The sequence below is a fragment of the Streptomyces sp. NPDC000594 genome, from assembly GCF_040299965.1.
Lineage (GTDB): Bacteria > Actinomycetota > Actinomycetes > Streptomycetales > Streptomycetaceae > Streptomyces.
This window is the reverse complement of record NZ_JBEPCY010000011.1, coordinates 44,691-64,257: the sequence shown is the minus strand read 5'-3', so window position 1 is coordinate 64,257 and position 19,567 is coordinate 44,691. Positions and strand designations below refer to the sequence as shown.

The window sequence follows — 19,567 nt, the reverse complement described above, 5'->3', positions numbered from 1 at the left end:
CATTCCGGCCGAAGGGGGACGGAACACCCCCGGACGGCGCTATGGTTCTGGGCCATGAGGGAGCACGGGGGAACTGCTGACTCATCGCCTGGGTACGGGAGTTGGCGGGTACGGCTGTTCCGCGGCAGCGAGCGGGGGGCGCCGATCGGGACGGGTGTGCTGCTGCCCGGCGGCCTGGTGCTCACCTGTGCCCGGGTCCTGGCGCCGGAGCCGGTGCCGCCCGCCGCGCGGGGCCCGGAGCGCCGCCGGCTCTCCCGGGTGTACGCGGACTTCCCGGCCCTGCCAGGCGCCCTGGAGCCGCTGGCCGCCGATGTGGTCCCCGGCCCGGACGGCGACGGCGCGGTACTGCTGCGGCTGGCCGCCCCCGCCCCCGTACCCCCCGTGGTGCTGCACCGTCAGGCACCCGCCCCCGGGGAGCCGGTCCGGGTGGTGGGCCATCCGCGGGAGCTGCCGGAGGGCGAGGAGATCCCGGGCCGTCTCCGGGGCCCCGACGGGACCGGCGGGGCACCCGGCTGGGTGCGGATCGACCCGGAGGTCGGCGCCGGCCCCTTCCGGCGGGGCTTCGGCGGCGGCGGGGTGGTCCACGGCCGGACCGGCCGGGTCATCGGCATCCTGGCCCACCCCCGGGACGGCGGGCCGCGCGCCGACCGGGAGGACTCCTGGCTGATCCCGGCCGAGAGCCTGGTGCGCCGGCTGCCCGCCGGGGCACGCGAGACGCTGGTGGCGGGGGTGGTGGCGGTCTCGGACACCATCCCGCCGCTCACCGCCGCCCCGGGGGCCCGGGGCGCCCTGGGGCTGCTGCGGGCGCTGGCCGACTGGTCCGGCGGTGACACCGGGGGGCTTCCCGGCCGGGGCACGGAGGATGTGGAGCTGCTGTTCGCCCCCGACGACGACCGGGACGCGCTGGCCGCCGTCCACGCCGCCGTCAACCTCGCCGACCGGGAACGCGCCCCGGACCGGACCGTACCGGCCACCGGGCCGGGGCCACGCGTCGGTTCGATCGATCTCGCGGTCGACGCCACCGGCCGGACCCTCGGGGAGCTGGCCGTCCTCACCGCCGCCCGGTGCGGTCTGGACAGCGGTCCGGACACCCGTACCGCGGCGAAGGGATCCGGCGCGCCGGGCGGGGACACCGGTGGGCCGGACGGGGACACCGGGGCGCTGCTGGCCCGGATCAGCGCCGAGGCCCCGCCGCTCACCGCGGTCTTCCTCTCGGCCGACCGCGCCGCCGGGGCCGGGGCCGGACTGCTGCCCCTCTTCACGGCGCTGCTGCACGGCCGGGGCGGCAGACTGCTGCTCGTCCTGCGCGACCCGGACTCCCCGCTCCTGGACCGGGTCACCGCGGAACTCCTCGACCCCGAGTGGCCGGACCGTCTGCTGTGGAGCGTGGAGGAGCGGCTGCGGGCCCTGGACCCCCGCGACCCTCGGCTCTCCCGGGACCGGCGGCGGCTCCTGGCCGGGGTCCGCCGGCACGGGCGGCCGATCGATGTGCCGTCCCTGGTCACGCTCTGCCGGCTGCACACCGGGATCGAGGAGGCGCCCGCCACGGCGGAGTACCGGCACACGGGTGCGGGCGGCTCCCGGCGCGGCCGGCGGTATGTGGTGCTGGACCCGGGGGACGGCCTCACCGACCTCCCCAAGGTCACCGCGGACAACCCCGACGGCCTGGTCCCGGCCGGGGCGCCGCCCGGCGACGGCACGGAGTCCCCGCTGCGCCCCGGCGACAAGCTCCACCAGCAGTACCGGGTGATCGGATGGCTGGCCCAGGGCAGTTACGGACAGGTGTATCTCGCCCGTGACCAGATGCTGGAGGACCGGGCGGTCGCCCTCAAGGGGGTGCGCCACCCGGCGGACCCGCACGCCACCGAGACCGCGCTGCGGGAGCGGCTGCGGCTGGTCGGACTGAACCACCCCTCGATCATCAAGGTCTTCAACTACGCCCGTCACCCCGACCACCCCCGGAACACGGCGATGTTCATCGTCATGGAGTTCGCGGACGGGGCGACCCTCGCCTGGGTCGCGGAGCAGATCGCACGGCGGGTACCCCCCTTCGGCGACGAACGGGTGTACGAGTTCATCGCCGCCTACGGTCTGCGGATCCTCGACGCCCTCACCTATCTCCATGTCGAACGGGAGCTGGTCTACGGGGATCTCTCGCTCACCAATGTGGTCCACTGCGGCGACGGCATCAAGCTGATCGACGTCGCCGGGGTGCGCCCCATCGGGGAGTACGGGCCGGTGACCCACCCGGCGCCCGAGGAGGAGTTCGGCCGGGTGACGGTGGCCGCCGATCTCTACGCGGTCGGGGAGGTGCTGCGGGCCCTCTTCGCCCGGGTGCCCGGCCCGGCGGAGGGCAAGCCGACCGCGCTGCGCCGGGTCCTCGAACGGGCCGGGGCGGACACGGCGGAGCGGCGCTTCGCCACCGCGGCGGAGATGCGGCTCCAGCTCTGGGGTGTGCTGCGGGAGCTGCGCTCACGGCGCGTCGGCGAGGAGACCTTCGAACCGTCCCAGCTCTTCGCGACCGCCCCCGCGGCCCTCGACGGGGACCTGGGCAAGGCCCCGCCGCTGGAGCAGTGGCGCTCCGGGGGAACCGCCAAACGCCGGCTGACGGCCCGGCCGCCGAGCCCGGTGGAGGTGGCGATGGGGCTGCCGGTCCCCCACCCCGACCCCGACGACGCCAACTGCACCAAGCTCCAGCGCACCTCCTACGACGACCCGGCCGGGCTGCTCCAGCTCAGCGGCGACTGGGGGGACTCCCCCGAGCGGTCGCTGCTGCGCTGCCGGCTCCATCTGGGGCTCGCCTGCGAACACCCCGGGGGCGCCGGACCGGAGAAGGAGTGCGCGGCGGCCGAGCGGGAGCTGGGCCGGGCCGAGGAGACGCTGGGGCGGCTGGCCCCGTACGACTGGCGGCTGGACTGGCACCATGGGCTGCTCCTGCTGGTCCGTGGCGATGTGGCGGCCGCCCTGACCCGCTTCGACCGGGTGGACCGGGCGCTCCCGGGTGAGTACGCGCCCAAACTCGCCCTCGGCTACTGCCACGAGATGCTGGACGGGGCGGACGCGGCACGGCTCCAGTACGAGGCGGTGTGGCAGCGCAACCGCGCCCTCGGGGGCGCCGCGTTCGGGCTGGCCCGGATCCATCTGGCCGCCGGTGAGACCGGGGAGGCGCTGGAGCGGCTGCGGGCGGTGCCGCCGGACTCACGGCACCGTACGGCGGCACGGACGGCCATGGTGCGGATCCTCGCCGACCCGCCTGCCGACGGGTCCCCGCCGGCGGTGGCTGCGGTCGCGGCGGCCTGGGGCGCGCTCCACCGGCTCTGCGCGCGGGAGGGGCTGACGGACCGTCTCGCCCAGGACCGGCTCCGCGCCGATCTGCTGGAGCTGCTGCTGCGGCTGGTGCCCCCGGCGCCGCGGCGGCCGTGGCGGCGCCGGCTCACCGGGCGGTTCGCGCTCCCCGGTGCGCCGGGTGCCGGAAGACCGGGTGCCGGGGAGTCCGGAGCCGGGGAACGGGGTGCCGGGAAGCACGGGGCCGGGGAGCGGGCGGCGGCGCCCGCCGGGCCCGGACCGCTGGAGCGGCTCCAGCGGGAGCTGGCCGAGTCGCCCGAACCGGCCACCGCTCCGGGGTCGGAGCGTGAGCTGCGCGAGCAGCTCGCCGTCTGCTACCTCCGCCTGTACGAACAGGTGGCGCTCTCCTCGGGCGGGGAGCGGCGGCGGCTGGCCGAGGCCCTGGTGGACAACGCGTATCTGACCCGGCCCGCCGGTATCCGCCACCACCGGCGCGGCGAGCGCCGCCGACGCCGGCCGTTCGGCGGGGCGAGCGGGGCGCGGCGGGAGGAGCGGGCATGAGCGAGGCCCAGGAATCATCCGCCGGCCGGGCCGACGGCCCCGCCAACACCAGCGCCAACGGCAACAGCTCCGGCTCCGGCTCCGGCTCCGGCTCCGGCTCCGGCTCCGGCGGGACCGACGCCGGACCGGCCTCCGGGTCACCGCCGGACGGGGAGCCGCCGAACGGACCGGCGCCGGAGCGGACCTCACCGGAGCAGGCGGCACCGGAGCGGGCGGCACCGGTGGGCGGTGTTCCTCCCCCGCCGTCCGCCGAGCCCGGGCGCCGCGCCCGGCCCTGGACCCGCGCCGCACGCGCCGTATGGCACCGCTCCGCCGGGCACGCGCCCGGCCACCGCCGCCCCACCGGCCGCTTCCTGCTCGCCCGTACCGTACTGCTCCCCCTGTTCGCCCTCGCCCTGCTGGCCCTCGGCTCCCTCGCCCACTTCGCGCTCCACCAGCGCACCGAGCGGCTCCATGAGCGCTACGCCCCCGCCCTGGCCGAACTCACCCATGCCCGGGTCGCCCTGCCGCTGGCCCGGTACGAGGCCGAGCGGCGGCTCGGCGCGGGCGATGGACGGCCGCTGCGCCAGACCGCCCTCGTCGGGCTGGGCGAGCGCTACCCCTCCCTGCTCACCGAGGCCTCCCAGAGCCTGAGCAACGCAGCCCAGACCGGCGCCCTGCGCACCTCCCAGGAGCAGGAGATCCGGGTGGTCGCCGGCCTGGTCGTCTCGTACAACGAGTGGATCAACTGGGCCAATGGGCAGCAGGAGCGGGACGGGCTGCGCCGGGCCGGTCTGGAGTACGCCTCGGGCCTGCTGGGCGACGGCCGGGCGGACGGCGACCCCACCGCCGTCCTCAACCGCATCAGGGAACTGGAGCGGGAGCTGCGCGCGGACGCCGCCGAGCTGTCCGGCTGGAGCACCACGACGGCGACGGCCGGGCTCGCCGCACTGGCCCTGACCGTGGCCTTCGTCCTGGTCCTCGCCGGCACCCTGGACTTTCTGCGCCGCCGGCTCCGGCTCCACAGCGTGCAGCTGGCGGTGTGCGGCCTGCCCGTCCTGGTCGTGGCCGCGATGCTCGGCCACGGCGTGGCCGGGGAGCTGCGCGCCCAGCGGTACGCGGGCGAGGCGATGACGGTCCTCTCGGCGGTCTCGGCCGACCGGGAGGGCGGGGACGCCTCGACACCGGGGAACACCTCGACGCCGGGGGCCGACGGGGCGGGCGGCCGGGCGACGGGCGGCATCCGGAGCGAGATCGACCTCGGGATCCGCGCCGAACGCACCATCGAGGGCGAGCGGCACCGGCTGGCGCTCCGGCGGGACGCCGCCCTCTCCCCGGCCTGGTCCCGTACCACCGCACTGGCCCTGGTGCCCGGCGCCGCGGGGGCCCTGGGCTGTGGCATCACCCTCTTCCTCTACAACCGCAGACACCTCACGATCCTCTGGCGGAGCATGTGAGAAACGCGCGCGCTGTCCTCCGTACCGTGCTGGCCTGCGCCCTGTTCGCCGGCGCCGCGCTGCTGCCGACGGGCTGTTCCCCCGGCGGCCGGGAACGGGCCCTGGTGGTCCTGGGCCCCTGGACCGGTGGTGAGGAGAAGCCGTTCCTGGCGGCGCTCGCCCGGATCGAGCGGCGGACCGGGGTCCCGTATGTGTACGAGGGCACCCGGTCCCTCCGGGAGACGCTGGTGGCCCAGTTGCGCACCGACTCGCCGCCGGACGTGGCGATCCTCAACGGCATGGGCGAGCTGGCCGAGTACGCCCGCGACGGCTCCGCGCACCCCCTGCCGGAGCGGCTGGCGTCCAAGGCCATCGACCCCTGGGCGCCCCGGCTCGCCCTCCGGGGCGTGGACGGCGAGCCCCGGCAGCGCTCGTACTGGGTGCCGGTCCGGGTGGACCTCAAGTCCCTGGTGTGGAGCAGGCCGGACGCCAACACCCGGCGCTGGTGCCTGGGCATGGCCTCCGGGCCCACCTCCGGCTGGCCGGGGACCGACTGGATCGAGGATCTGCTGCTCCAGCGGCAGGGCCCCCGGGTGTACGAGGAGTGGGCGGGCGGCTCGCTGGCCTGGACCGATCCCCGGGTGCGGCGGGCGTGGCGGGACTGGCGGGAGCTGCTGCTGCGGCAGGGCCCGGACACCGGCCCGGCGGCGGTCTCGACCCACTTCCAGGGCAAGGGGGGACGCGGGCTGCTGAACGGCGGCGGCTGCGCCCAGGAGCACCAGGGCTCCTTCATCCAGCGGCACTACGGGCGGGAGGTGCTGCCCTATCGCACCGCCGCGTTCGTCCCGGGGCTGCCGGAGCGGGAGGTGTTCGAGGTCTCGGGGGACATGGCCGCCGTCTTCGCGCCCAGCCCCCAGGCGTGGACGCTGCTGGACGAGCTGACCTCGGCGCGGACCCGCGCGCACTGGGCCCGGGCCGCGCGCCCGGCGGAGCGTCCGCTCTTTCCCGGCGCCCGCCGCTCCGGCGGCCGGCCGACCCCGGCCACCGAGAAGATCATGGATCTGTTCGACGGGGCCGGGGCCCTCTGCTTCGACGCGTCGGACGCGATGCCGTCGACCCTGCGCGGGGCCTTCCAGCGGGCGGTCCTGGAGTTCCTCCAGGCGCCCGGCGACGACCGGCTGCTCGATCTGCTGCTGCGGCAGCTGGACGCGGAGCGGGAGTTGCAGGCCGAGGCGCGGGCGTTCGCGGTGGAGCGCCTCTGCGGCCGGCCCCAGGCCTGACGCGGCGGGTGTCAGCCGCCGACACCGATCAGCGTGGTGGCGACGGTATGGCCGGAGCCGCCGCCGAGTCCCGGGCCGGGGTGGGTGGAGGCGCCGATGTGCCAGAGCCCCGGTACCGGCGTCGCATGGCTCCCGGCCCCGGGCAGCGGGCGCCAGAGGTAGCTCTGGTCCAGCTCCAGACAGCCGCCGTACGGGTCGCCGCCGACCGCGTTCGGATTGCGGCGGGCGAGGTGGGCGGGGCCCAGGCAGTCCACGGCGAGGATCCGGTCGCGCAGCCCGGGGGCGTGCCGGGCGACCCGGTCCAGGACCCGGTCGGCGTAGGCGCGGGCCAGCCCGTCCGTCCAGCCGTCCCGGGTGTCGAGCCGGTCGGCGGCGTCCCCGAGCGGCACCGGGGGCAGCTCCAGGATCTGGAGCCAGAGGGCGGCCGTGCCCGCCGGGACCCGTCCGGGGTCCAGGACATGCTGCTGTCCGACGGCCACCGTGGGGCGCCGGGGCAGCAGACCCGCCGCCGCCTCGGCGCAGGCGATCCCGGTGGAGCCGGAGCCGTCGGAGAGATGGACCAGGGGCACGGTCGCCAGCCGCTCGTCCCGCCAGGGCACCGGCCCGGAGAGGGCCACATGGATCTGGAGGGCGGCGCGGCCGTAGCGGTACCGGGCCGCCTCCTCCCGTACCTCCCGGTCCACGGCGCCGGCGGGGAGCAGCGGGCCGTAGAGCGCGGTGGGGGTGACCGAGGCGAGCACGGCGCGACGGGCCCGGATCACCCGGCCGCCGGCGACGACACCGGTGGCGCGGCCCTCGTCGACGAGGATCCGTTCGGCCTCGGTGCCGGTGCGGATCCGGACGCCGAGCGAGGTGAGCAGCGAGCGGAAGGCGTCCACGAACCGTCCGGCGCCCCCGGCGACGACGGGCAGTCCGGCGCCGTGGAGGGTGGCGGCCAGGAGGGGGATCATGAATCCGCCGGACGCCTGGTCCGGGGAGAGCCCGGTGTGCAGCAGCCAGGGGGCGTAGAGGTGGTCGACCTCGGTGCCCCGGTACGCGGCCCGGGTGTGGCCCCGGCCGCTGGTGAGGAGGGCGCGGGCCCATCCCTCCACACCGGTCCGCCCGCCGTCGCGGTAGAGGGCGGCGAGGTCGCGGAGGGCGGCGGGGGCGTAAAGTTCGCCGCCGAGGAGTCCGCCGATGGGGCCCATGTTCTCGCCGAGGTGCCGCAGTGCGGCGCGATAGGCGTCGCGGTCGGCCTGCTGGGCGAAGCCCGCGACGGTGGTCCCCGGGTCCCGGTGGGCGAGGGTGACCCGGCCGTCGTCGGCGACGGAGCCGGTGACCCACTCCTCGGTGTTCCGGTAGGCCAGCCCGTGGGCGCGGAGCTGTGCGCCGAGGCGGGCATGGGCGGCGCCGGTGACGAAGAGGGGGTGCCAGGAGGAGTAGGTGTCGTGGACGTAGCCGGGGAGGGTGCGTTCGCCGGAGGCGATGAACCCGCCGAGTTCCCGGTGGCGTTCGAGGAGGGTGACGGACCAGCCGGCGTCGGCCAGCTCGGCCGCGGCCACCAGTCCGTTGATGCCCGATCCCACCACGACGGCGTCGGTGGCGGTGTCGTCGCCGCGGTCGCTGTCCTTCATCTCATGCTCCTCCATCTCACGCTCCCCAGTTGCCCCGTTTTCCCCATGAGCACCGTTTTTTCCGTGAGCACCGTCTATCACAGAGGCGCGGCCCTCCCGAGGAAGAGCCCGAACGGCCCGGCCGGGTTCCCAGGGGGGCAGGGTTTTTCCGGGGCAGGGGTCTTTCCGGAAAACCTCTTGTCCCGCCGGACAGGCCAAGCCGATGATCGGAGGGGAAAACAAACAGAAAAGGTGAAGAGGATTCAGGGTGACGGCCAACCGCCCGAACACCATTCAACTTCGATCACCCGTACGTCAATGCGGAGCGCCGTGGATATATCGCACGGGGGAATTCCACCGGGGCCCGGACCATACCTTCCGGTAAAGCGGATCCTCGCATCAGCGGACTAGTACCACTATGTAACTCACATTGATTAAGCGCCGACTCCACAGGTTCCCGGCCTGGCGAAAATCCGGTTCAATGACCATGGGACAGGGGCGGCGACATCACAGAACATCCCGTCGACGGCCCCGGGGTCCGCATCCCGGCCGCGCACCACTGACATCGCGTCATGCGATGACATCACGAGTGCCCGAACCGGGTTCGGCGTGCGCGGTCGCGGACAAGCGATACGGGCGGGGGAAGTCGCCTTTTCCTGCCCGTGCGGCCACCGCCCGGGATCCTCCTCTTCATTGTGCCCGTGCCTCTCACGGAGGAGCCGAGGATGGACGACGCGTACCGACGGTCATCAGGCGCCGGAGCGAACCCCGCGTCCGGCGCCCCGGGACACCCGTCCACCGGGATCCGGGCCCGGTCCGTGCTCCGGAGCACCGCCTACCCCGTACTGCTCACCGCCACCCTGGCGACCGCGGCCGCCGCCGTCACCCTCGGCTGGGAACCCGCCCTCGTCAGCCCGCTCTTCCTGATGGGTGTCCTGAGCTACCTCACCGTGCTGGAACAGCTGATCCCGCACGACCGGAGCTGGCACCCCACCCGGAGCGAATGGCGCTGGTACGGGGTCTACTTCCTGCTCACCATGGCGGGCAGCGCCGTCGCCCAGTCACTGGTGAGTCTCGCCGTATCCGGGCTGGCACCCTCGGGACCCCGGCCCCTGCTGTGGGCCGAGACCGCGGGCGCCCTGCTGACCGGCTCCCTCATCAGCTATGCGATGCACCGGTTCAGCCATGTCAACCCGCTGCTCTGGCGGCTGCACGGAGTCCACCACGTACCCCGGAAGGTGAACGTCGCCAACAACGGGGTCAACCATGTCCTCGATATCGTCCTCGCCCAGGGACTCGTCCAACTCGGACTGGCCCTCGCCGGGTTCTCCCGTGAGGCGGTCCTCGCCAGCGGGCTCTTCGTCGCCGCCCAGGGCTACTTCGCCCACGCCAATATCGATGTCCGCATCGGCCCGCTCAACCACCTTCTCGCCAGCCCCGAACAACACCGTCTGCACCACAGCACCGACCTCGCCGAAGCCGGACACTACGGCTCCGACCTCGCCGTCTGGGACCACCTCTTCCGCAGCTACACCTGGCGGCCCGGACGCCGGCCCGCCGCCATCGGACTCGGCGACCCGTCCACCTTCCCCGGGACCGGGGAGATCGTCTCCACCCTGCTCCACCCCCTCCGCCCCCGGCGGGGGGAGAGCGGACCCGGCTGACCCGGCCGGCTCCACGGGCATCACCGGGCCTCCCCAGCCCGCTGACACCGGGCGCCGGGCACCGTCCCCGGGGAGGGACCCACCCCACCCTCCTCCGGTGCCCCGGAACCCATCCACCCCTCGCACCACTCGTCCCCTGTATCCCTCCGTGCCGCTGCGCCACGACGTGAGGAGTTCCACCATGACCGACGCGACCCCCACCCCCGCCCGAGGCAGAGTCGCCCTCATCGGCATCGGCTGCCGGCTCCCAGGCGGTGCGTCGGACCACCGGAGCTTCTGGCGCAACCTCATCGACGGAAAGGACTGCATCACCCCGACACCCGCCGACCGTTACGACATCCGCACCCTCGCCAGCCGCGACCGGGAGAAGCGGGGACGGCTCACCGGCGGCAGAGGCGGCTACATCGACGGCTTCGACGAATTCGACCCCGCGTTCTTCGGCATCAGCCCGCGCGAGGCCGACCACATGGACCCGCAGCAGCGCAAGCTCCTCGAAGTCGCCTGGGAGGCACTGGAGGACGGCGGCCAGCGCCCCGGCGAACTGGCCGGCACCGATGTCGGCGTCTTCATGGGCGCCTTCACCCTCGACTACAAGATCCTCCAATTCTCCGACCTGGCCTTCGACACCCTGGCCGCCCACACCGCCACCGGCACCATGATGACGATGGTGTCGAACCGCATCTCCTACTGCCTCGACCTGCGCGGGCCCAGCCTCTCCATCGACACCGCGTGCAGCTCCTCCCTGGTCGCCGTGCACCTCGCCTGCCAGAGCCTGCTGCGCGGCGAGACCCGGCTCGCCCTCGCCGGCGGGGCCCTGCTGCACATGGCGCCGCAGTACACCATCGCCGAGACCAAGGGCGGCTTCCTCTCCCCCGACGGCCGCTCCCGCACCTTCGACGCCTCCGCCAACGGCTATGTCCGGGCCGAGGGGGTCGGCGTCGTCGCCCTCAAACGGCTGGAGGACGCGGTACGCGACGGCGACCCCATCCACGCCGTCGTCCTCGGCAGCGGGGTCAACCAGGACGGCCGTACCAACGGCATCACCGTCCCCAGCGCCGACGCCCAGGTCTCCCTCGTGGAACGGGTCTGCGCCGAGGCCGGGATCACCCCGGGCCAGGTCCAGTACATGGAGGCCCATGGCACCTCCACCCCGCTCGGCGACCCCATCGAGGCCAACGCCCTGGCCCGCGCCCTGGCCATCGGCCGGTCCCCCGGCGCGCGCTGCTATGTCGGCTCGGTCAAGACCAACATCGGACACACCGAGGCCGCCGCGGGCATCGCCGGACTCATCAAGACCGCGCTCAGCCTCAAGCACCGGGTGATCCCGCCCCATATCAACCTCGAACGGCTCAACCCCGCCATCGACCCCGACACCCTGCCGTACGAGATCCCCACCCGCGTCACCGCCTGGCCCGACCACGAGGGCCCCGCCCGCGCCGCCGTCAACTCCTTCGGCTTCGGCGGCACCAACGCCCATGTGGTGCTGGAGGAGGCCCCGGAACCCGCCCCGGCCGCCGCACCGCTGCCCGTGCTCGGCCGGTCCTGGACCCTGCTCCCGCTCAGCGCCCGTACCGACGACGCCCTGCCCCGGGTCGCCGACGGCATCCGCCGCGAACTCGCCGGGGAGCACACCGAACCCGGCGCCACCCCCGCCTCCCTGGCCGACCTCGGACACACCCTCGCCCACCGCCGCCAGCGGCTGGAGTCCCGGCTGACCCTGGTCCATTCCTCCCCCGAGTCACTGGACACCGCCCTCGGCGCCTTCCTCCGGGGCGAACCCCACCCCGCGGTGGTCCAGGGCCGCCGGCTGGAGGCGGCCGACCGCCGGCTGGTGTGGGTCTTCACCGGCATGGGGCCCCAGTGGTGGGGCATGGGACGGGAACTCTTCGCCCGTGAGGAGGTCTACCGCGAGACCGTCCTGAGCTGCGACCGCGAGATCCGCGCCCTCACCGGCTGGTCCCTCGCCGAGGAGATGGCCGCCGACGAGGCCGGCTCCCGGATGGCGGAGACCTGGCTCGCCCAGCCCGCCAACTTCGCCCTCCAGATCGCCCTCGCCGCCCTCTGGCGGCACTACGGGGTCACCCCCGACGCGATCGTGGGCCACAGCACCGGCGAGATCGCCGCCTTCCACGAGGCCGGGGTCTACACCCTCGCCGACGCGGTACGGATCGCCGTCCACCGCAGCAGGCTCCAGCACACCCTCGCGGGCACCGGGAGCATGCTCGCCGCCGGTCTCACCGAGGAGGAGGCCGAACGCAGGCTCCGCCCCTACGGCACCCGTATCTCCATCGCCGCCGTCAACAGCCCCACCGGGCTCACCCTGGCCGGGGACGCCGACGCCCTCGCCGAACTCGCCGACCGCCTCACGGCGGACCAGGTCTTCACCCGCTTCCTCACCGTCCAGGTGCCCTACCACAGCGCCCGGATGGACCCGATCCGCGAGGAGCTGCTCGACTCCCTCGCCGACATCGACCCGCGCCCAGCGCGGGTCCCGCTCTGGACCACCGGCCACGGCGAACGCGCCGAGGGACCGGAGCTGGACGCCGCCTACTGGTGGACCAACGTCCGCGACCGGGTCCGCTTCCGCACCGCGATCGACCGGCTCGCCGAGGACGGCCACCGGCTCTTCCTGGAGATCGGCCCGCACCCGGTCCTCGGACACGCGATCCGTGAATGCCTCGACGCCCGCCAGGTCACCGGCCGCGCCCTGCCCTCGATCCGCCGCCAGGAGAACGAGAGCGACTGCTTCGCCGCCTCCCTGGCCATGCTGCACAACCTCGGCGTCCCCATCGACTGGGACGTGCTCCAGCCCACCGGCCGGACCGTGCCCCTGCCGCGCTACCCCTGGCGGCGCGACCGGCACTGGACCGAGCCCGCCTCCGTCGCCCAGGTCCGGCTCGGCCGGATCGACCACCCCCTCCTCGGCCGCCGCACCGACCACCCGGAGCCCACCTGGCGCTCGGCCCTGGACATCGAGACCCTGCCCTATCTGGCCGACCACCGCATCCAGGGCGCCGTGGTCTTCCCCGCGGCGGGCTATCTGGAGATGGCCGCCCAGGCCGTACGGGCCCTCAGCGACGGCGCCGGCGCCACCCTCGCCGACATCGAGCTGCGCCGCGCCCTCTTCCTCCCCGAGGACGGGGCCAAGGACGTCACCTTCTCGCTCTCCTCGGAGACCGCCGTCTTCAGCGTCGCCTCCGCGCCCGCCGACACCGGCGCGAACGGCGCCGAACCGACCGTGCACTCCCGGGGCGTCGTCCGCGCCGGCCAGCGCCGCTCCCACGGGCCCGCGCTCGACCCCGCCCCGATCCGGGCCCGGAGCCTGCGGCGGCTCGAAGGACCCGCCTGCTACACCGCGCTGGCCGCGCTCGGCTACCACTACGGACCGGCGTTCCAGGCCATCGAGGAGGTATGGATCGGCCCCGGCGAGGCCCTGGCCAGGCTGCGCGCCCCCGCGGCCGCCCATGCCCGCGGGGGCCTCGCGGCGAACGGGGCCGTCCCCGCGTCCGGGGAGACCGGCGCAGCCGCAGGACCGGGCCCGGCCGGGGAGACCGCGGCGCCCGGCGGGAACGGCACCGCCGGGGGCCACCATGTCCACCCCGTGCTGCTCGACGCCTGTTTCCAGTCCCTGCTCGCCCCGCAGCTCCTCGACTCCCCCGAGAAGGACGCCGTGGCCGGGGAGGGCACCGGGGTCCGGCTGCCGCTCTCCATCGGCGAGGTCTGCCTGGACACCGTCGGCGACCGCCCCCTGTGGGCCCATGCCACCGTCACCCGGGACGGCGGCACCGAACTCGTCGGCGACATCACCGTCTACACCGAGGACGGCACCGCCGCCGGACGGATCAGCGGCTTCCGGGCGGCCGACACCGAGCACACCACCACCTCCGTCGCCCGGTCCACCATCGACTCCTGGCTCACCGAGAGCGTCTGGACCGAACGCCCGCCCACCGGGAACCCGGAGGCCATCGCCGCCGAGGCGGTCGCCGCCGACACCGGCCGGGACTGGCTGATCCTCGCCGATGCCGATGCCGATGCCGACAGCGACGGTGACAGCGACGGCGGTGGACTCGGCGCCGCGCTCGCCGCCCGGCTGACCGCCCGCGGCACCCGCTGCCATCTGGTCCGCCCCGGCACCGCGTACCACCGCGGCCCGGACGCCACCACCCTCGCCCCGGACGCCGTCGACCAGTGGGAACGGCTCCTCACCGAGCTGCGCGCCGACGGAAGTGGGGGCTTCGGCGCCGTGGTCCATCTCTGGAACCTCGATCTGCCCGCCCTGGACACCGTCGCCGGATCCGAGCTGCGCGACCACGGCGCCACCGGCGCGTACTCCCTCGTCGCCCTCGCCCGCGCGCTGCTCTCCACCGGCACCGCCGGCCGGCTCCATGTGGTCACCCGGGGTGCGCAGCCCGTCCTCCCCGGCGAGGAGGTGGAGCCGCTGGGCGCGCCCGCGTGGGGCGTCGGCCGGGTGCTGTGGCACCAGGAGCTGACCGGCCACCGGGGCACCCTGATCGACCTCGACCCGGACCGACCCGACCCCGGGCGGGAGGCGGCCACCCTGCTGCGGGAGATCCTCGCCGACGACGAGGAGGAGATCGCGCTGCGCGGCGGCCGCCGGCTCACCCACCGGATCCGCCGGGCCGAGGGGCTGACCCGGCCGCTCCCGCTGCGGCTGCGCGCGGACGGCGCCTATCTGGTCACCGGGGCCTTCGGCGCGCTCGGCCGGCTGCTGTGCCGCACCCTGGTGGCCCGGGGCGCCCGTGATCTGGTCCTCATGGGCCGTACCCGGCTGCCCGACCCGGAGGATCGCGCGGCGGCCGACCCGGCGACGCCCGGGGGCCGCAATCTGGCCTTTCTGCGGGAGCTCGAGGAGTCCGGCGCCCGGGTGCGGGCGGTCCCCGTCGATCTGACCGACCCGGCGGCGATGTCCGCCTGGTACACGGAGCACCGCGCGGGCGGGGTGCCGCTGCGCGGGGTCTTCCATCTCGCCGGGCAGGTACGGGACGCGCTGATCGCGGAGATGGACCGGGAGACCTTCGACGCCGCCCATGGCCCCAAGGCCGTCGGGGCGCTGCTGCTCCACCGGCTGCTGGCCGATGAGCCGCTGGACCACTTCGTGCTCTTCTCGTCCATCGCCTCGCTGATGACCACGGCGGGCCAGACCAACTACGCGGCCGGGAACGCCTTCCTGGACGCGCTCGCCCGGCATCGCCGGGCGCGGGGGCTGCCCGCGCTCAGCCTGGACTGGGGCCCCTGGGCCACCGGCATGATCGAGGAGCTGGGCCTGGTCGAGCACTATCTGGTCAACCGGGGCATGAGTTCGCTGGCGCCCGAGACGGGGATGGCGGTACTGGAGCGGGTCATCGGCCAGGACCACGCCCAGCTGCTGGTGGCCACCGTGGTGGACTGGCCGGTCTTCCTCTCCTGGTACGCCTCGCCGCCCCCGCTCCTGGCCGAGCTGGCGGCGAGTGCCGCGCCGGCCGGGCCCGCCGCCGGGGGCCCGGGGCTGGCCGACGCCTTTGCCGCGCTCTCCGGTCCCGGGGAGCGGCGGGCCCTGGTCGCCGAGCGCTTCACCGCGCTCGCCGCGTCCGTGCTGCGGGCCGCCCCGGAGCGGATCGACCCGGCCGAGGGGCTGAGCGCGCTGGGTCTGGACTCCCTGCTCGCGATGGAGCTGCGGGCCCGGACGCAGACCGAGTTCGGGATCGCGCTGCCGGTGGTGGCGCTGCTCAGCGGAACCCCGGTGGCCGAGCTGACCGAGCAGCTGTACGGGTCGCTGGTGGAGCTGGCCGCCGCGGCGGCGGACAGCACTCCGGCGACCGGGGCGGGGGCGCCGGAGGTCTTCGAGGACGAGCGCGAGTACCCCCTGACGCAGAACCAGAAGGCGCTGTGGTTCCTCAAGCAGCTCAACCCGGAGGGATACGCGTACAACATCGGCGGCGCCGTCGAGGTCCGGGTCGCCCTCGATCCCGACCTGATGTTCGAGGCGGTCCGGCGGACCGTGGACCGGCATCCCGCGCTGCGCACCAACTTCCTTCTGGTGGACGGGAAGGCGGTCCAGCGGGTCTCCTCCGGGGCCGAGGTGGACCTCGGGCTCCTCGATATGCGGGACCGGCCCTGGGAGGAGGTCCACGACACCATCGTGGCCGAGTACCGCAAGCCGTATGACCTGGCCCGGGACCCCCTCTTCCGGTTCCGGCTGCTCCAGCGGGCCCCCGACCGCTGGGTGATCATGAAGGCGGTCCACCACATCGTCTCGGACGCGGTCTCCACCTTCACCTTCATCGAGGAACTGCTCGCGGTGTACGAGGGGCTGCGCCAGGGCGAGCAGCCCGCGCTGCCGCCCGTGACCGCCCGCTATCTGGACTTCCTCAACGACCAGAACCGCTTTCTCGCCAGCCCGGCCGCCGAGCGGATGCTCGACTACTGGCGCGGCCAGCTGCCGGAGCCGGTGCCGCTGCTCGACCTGCCGGTGGACAAGCCGCGCCCGGCGGTGCAGACCCACAACGGGGCCTCGGAGTTCTTCGTCCTCGACACCGGGCTGAGCGCCCGGGTGCACCGGCTGGCCCGGGCCCATGGGGTGACCCCCTTCGTGGCGCTGCTGAGCGCGTACTACATCCTGCTGCACCGCTACTCGGGCCAGGACCATCTGGTGGTGGGCAGCCCGGTGACCGGCCGGACCCGGCAGGAGTTCACCGGTGTCTACGGCTACTTCGTCAATCCGCTGCCGCTGCACGCGGATCTCTCCGGCGATCCGTCGGTGACCGCCCTGCTGGACCAGGTGCGCCGCTCGGTGCTGGGCGGGCTCGACAACCAGGAGTACCCGTTCGTGCTGCTGGTGGAGAAGCTGGGCCTCCAGCACGACCCCAGCCGCTCCGCCGTCTTCCAGGCGATGTTCATCCTGCTCACCCACAAGGTGGCGACGGAGAAGTACGGCTACCGGCTGGAGTACATCGAACTGCCGGAGGAGGAGGGGCAGTTCGATCTGACCCTCTCCGCCTACGAGGAGGAGTCCGAGGGCCGGTTCCACTGTGTCTTCAAGTACAACACCGATCTGTTCGAGGCGGCGACCGTACGGCGGATGGCGGACCACTACACCCGGCTGCTGGACGAGCTGACCCGGGCGCCGGGCGAGTGCCCGGTGACCCGGCTGGAGATGCTCGGTACGGCGGAGCGGGAGCGGCTGGTCGGCGAGTGGAGCGGGGCGGGCCGCCGGGCGCTGCCCCGGGACGGCGCGGAGCCCTGGACGAACGGCGGGACGGCGGGGCTCGATGTCCCGGTGCACCGGCTGGTGGCGCGGATGGCCGGGGCGCATCCGGGGACGGTCGCCGTCCGGGTCCCGCCGTCGGCGACGGGCGCGGCGGGGACCCGCATGACCTACGCGGAACTCGACGACCGTTCCGGGCGGCTCGCCCGTACGCTGCGCGACCGGGGTGTGGGGCCCGGTTCCGTGGTGGCGCTCTGCCTGGAGAAGTCGCCGGAGCTGATCGTGGCGCTGCTGGCGGTGCTGCGGGCGGGCGGTGCCTATCTGCCGCTCCAGCCCGACCATCCGGCCGACCGGATCGCGCATCTGGTCCGTACCGCCGGTGCCGTGCTGATGGTGGTGGCGGATGTCCCCGGCCGGGCGTCCCTGCCCGGACTGCCGGTGGAGACCCTGGTCCTGGCCGATCCCGGGGCCTGGGCGGCGACGGCGCTGCCGCCGGTGCCGGTCGCGCCGGACTCCCCCGCGTATGTGATCCACACCTCCGGCTCCACCGGGCGGCCCAAGGCCGTCCGGGTCGGCCACCGCAATCTCGCCTCGGCGTACGCCGCCTGGCGGGAGGTCTACGGGCTGGACGAGGAGCCCGGACGTCATCTCCAGATGGCGGCCCCGTCCTTCGATGTCTTCACCGGGGACTGGGTACGGGCGCTTTGCTCGGGCGGCACCCTGGTGCTGGCCGAGCGGGATCTGCTCTTCGACCCGGCACGGCTGTACCGGACGATGCGGGACGAGGGCGTGGACTGTGCCGAGTTCGTCCCGGCGGTGGTCCGGGGGCTGATGGACCACTGCCGGGCGCGCGGCCTGGGGCTGGACTTCATGCGGCTGCTGGTGGTCGGCTCCGACGCCTGGCAGGTGGAGGAGTACGAGCGGCTGCGCGCCCTCGGCGGCTCCCGTACCCGGGTGATCAACTCCTATGGTGTCACCGAGGCCACCATCGACAGCGCCTGCTTCGAGGGGCCGGCCGAGGGTCTTGAGCCGGGCCGGATGGTGCCGATCGGCGCCCCGCTGGCCAACAGTTCCCTGCACATCCTGGACCGGCACGGCGAGCCGGTGCCGCCCGGGGTCCCCGGCGAGCTGTGGATCGGCGGCGAGGGGGTGGCCCTGGGGTATGCCGGTGACCCCGACCGCACGGCGGAGCGGTTTGTCACCCGGTCCCTCGGCCGGGCGCCGGGCGCGGCGCCCGAGCGGCTCTACCGCACCGGCGATCTGGCCCGCTGGGACGCCCGGGGCCGGATCCATCTGCTGGGCCGCGCCGACACCCAGGTCAAGCTGCACGGCCACCGGATCGAGACCGAGGAGATCTCCGCGCTGCTGGCCCAGCGGCCGGAGGTGGCCGGTGCGGTGGTCACCGTACGGGCGAACGCCCGGGGCGAGGCGGCGCTCTGCGCCTACTGCGTACCGGAGCCGGGCGGCGAGCCGGACCGGCGGGAGCTACGCCGCCATCTCGCCCGGTTCCTGCCGACCTATATGATCCCCGCGCACTTCGTCACGGTCCCGGCGCTGCCGCTGACCGCGCACGGCAAGGTCGACACGGGGGCGCTGCCGCCGCCGGAGACCGAGGAGGAGCCGGGCGGCGGGTACGAGCCCCCGGTGACCCCGTACGAGGTGAGCATGGCCCGGCACTGGGGCGCCCTCATCGGCCGGGAACGGATCGGCACGGACGAGGACTTCTTCGAGATCGGCGGCAGCTCCATCAAGCTGATCGAGCTGATCCACCATCTCCAGGCGGAGTTCTCGGTCACCATCCCGGTCAGCCGGCTCTACCAGGTCACCACCCTGCACGGGATGGCGGCGGCGGTGGAGCGGCTGGCCACCCGGGGCACCGGTGAGGAGCGGCCCTGGATCGGTTTCAACGACGACGGGGGCGAGCGGATCTTCTGCTTCCCGCCCGCCGGGGGCCAGGCGCTGGTCTACCGGGGGCTCGCCGGGGAGCTGCCGGAGCACCGGCTGGTCTCCTTCGAGTATCTGCCCGGGGACGACAAGGTGGCCCGTTACGCCGATCTGGTCGGCACCCTCCAGCCCGGCGGCGGGACGCTGCTCCTCGGCTACTCCCTCGGCGGCAATCTGGCCTTCGAGACGGCGAAGGAGCTGGAGCGGCGCGGGCACCGGGTGGACCATGTGGTGATCCTGGACTCGCACCGCATCGAGGAGCCCTTCGTCCCGGGCGCCGAGCATCTGGCCGCCTTCGAGAAGGAGCTGTCGGAGCATCTGCGCAAGCACACCGGGTCCCGGATCGTGGCGGCGGAGACGATGGGGCACGCGGCCGAGTATCTGGCGTTCTGCGGCCGGACCCCCAACGCGGGCGCGGTGGCGGCACGGGTGGGGGTGGTCACCGACGAGGACAGCGTGGAGCTGTACGCGGCGGGGGCGCGGGGCGCCTGGCACGGGAGTTCCACCAGCGCCCATACGGTGCTGCGCGGTTCGGGCGCCCATGCCGACATGCTCGATCCGGGCCATCTGGGCCGCAACGCGGAGCTGGTCCGCCGGATGCTGACACGGGGACGGGGCTGAC

The 19,567-nt window shown here is 74.6% G+C and carries 6 protein-coding genes; 5 read left to right on the top strand and 1 reads right to left on the bottom strand.

Annotated features, from left to right (window positions below; all coding sequences use genetic code 11):
• Window positions 1-156 precede the first annotated feature (156 nt).
• Genes ABT354_RS17645 through ABT354_RS17635 form a run of 3 tightly spaced genes read left to right on the top strand, consistent with a single transcriptional unit; the run spans window position 157 to window position 6,541 of the window.
• Complete coding sequence (locus ABT354_RS17645; protein WP_351494593.1) at window positions 157-3,846, top strand: tetratricopeptide repeat protein; 3,690 nt, start codon at window positions 157-159, stop codon at window positions 3,844-3,846.
• Entirely contained in the window at window positions 3,843-5,282 is a 1,440-nt protein-coding gene (locus tag ABT354_RS17640; RefSeq protein WP_351494591.1) for a hypothetical protein, read from the top strand. Before ABT354_RS17645 ends, ABT354_RS17640 begins: the two co-directional genes overlap by 4 nt.
• Window positions 5,279-6,541 (top strand): extracellular solute-binding protein, encoded by a 1,263-nt coding sequence (locus ABT354_RS17635; protein WP_351494589.1) that lies wholly within the window; start codon window positions 5,279-5,281, stop codon window positions 6,539-6,541. Before ABT354_RS17640 ends, ABT354_RS17635 begins: the two co-directional genes overlap by 4 nt.
• Window positions 6,542-6,552: 11 nt before the next feature.
• Here the strand turns inward: ABT354_RS17635 and ABT354_RS17630 are convergent, their stop codons facing one another.
• Window positions 6,553-8,169, bottom strand: coding sequence for a phytoene desaturase family protein (locus tag ABT354_RS17630; RefSeq protein WP_351494587.1), 1,617 nt, complete (start codon window positions 8,167-8,169; stop codon window positions 6,553-6,555).
• Window positions 8,170-8,858: 689 nt separating this feature from the next.
• On the opposite strand from ABT354_RS17630, the gene ABT354_RS17625 reads away from it, so the two are divergent.
• A complete protein-coding gene (locus ABT354_RS17625) occupies window positions 8,859-9,797 on the top strand; it encodes a sterol desaturase family protein (RefSeq protein WP_351494585.1) in 939 nt (312 codons plus the stop codon).
• A gap of 181 nt (window positions 9,798-9,978) precedes the next feature.
• Window positions 9,979-19,566 carry a non-ribosomal peptide synthetase/type I polyketide synthase gene (locus tag ABT354_RS17620; RefSeq protein WP_351494583.1) on the top strand — a complete coding sequence of 3,196 codons (9,588 nt, stop codon included), beginning with the start codon at window positions 9,979-9,981 and terminating at the stop codon, window positions 19,564-19,566.
• Window position 19,567 lies beyond the last annotated feature (1 nt).

Excerpts from the sequence above, each read along its gene's own strand:
- ABT354_RS17640 (WP_351494591.1), top strand. The coding sequence starts at position 3,843 with ATGAGCGAGGCCCAGGAATCATCCGCCGGCCGGGCCGACGGCCCCGCC.
- ABT354_RS17630 (WP_351494587.1), bottom strand. The coding sequence starts at position 8,169 with ATGGAGGAGCATGAGATGAAGGACAGCGACCGCGGCGACGACACCGCC.
- ABT354_RS17625 (WP_351494585.1), top strand. The coding sequence starts at position 8,859 with ATGGACGACGCGTACCGACGGTCATCAGGCGCCGGAGCGAACCCCGCG.
- ABT354_RS17620 (WP_351494583.1), top strand. The coding sequence starts at position 9,979 with ATGACCGACGCGACCCCCACCCCCGCCCGAGGCAGAGTCGCCCTCATC.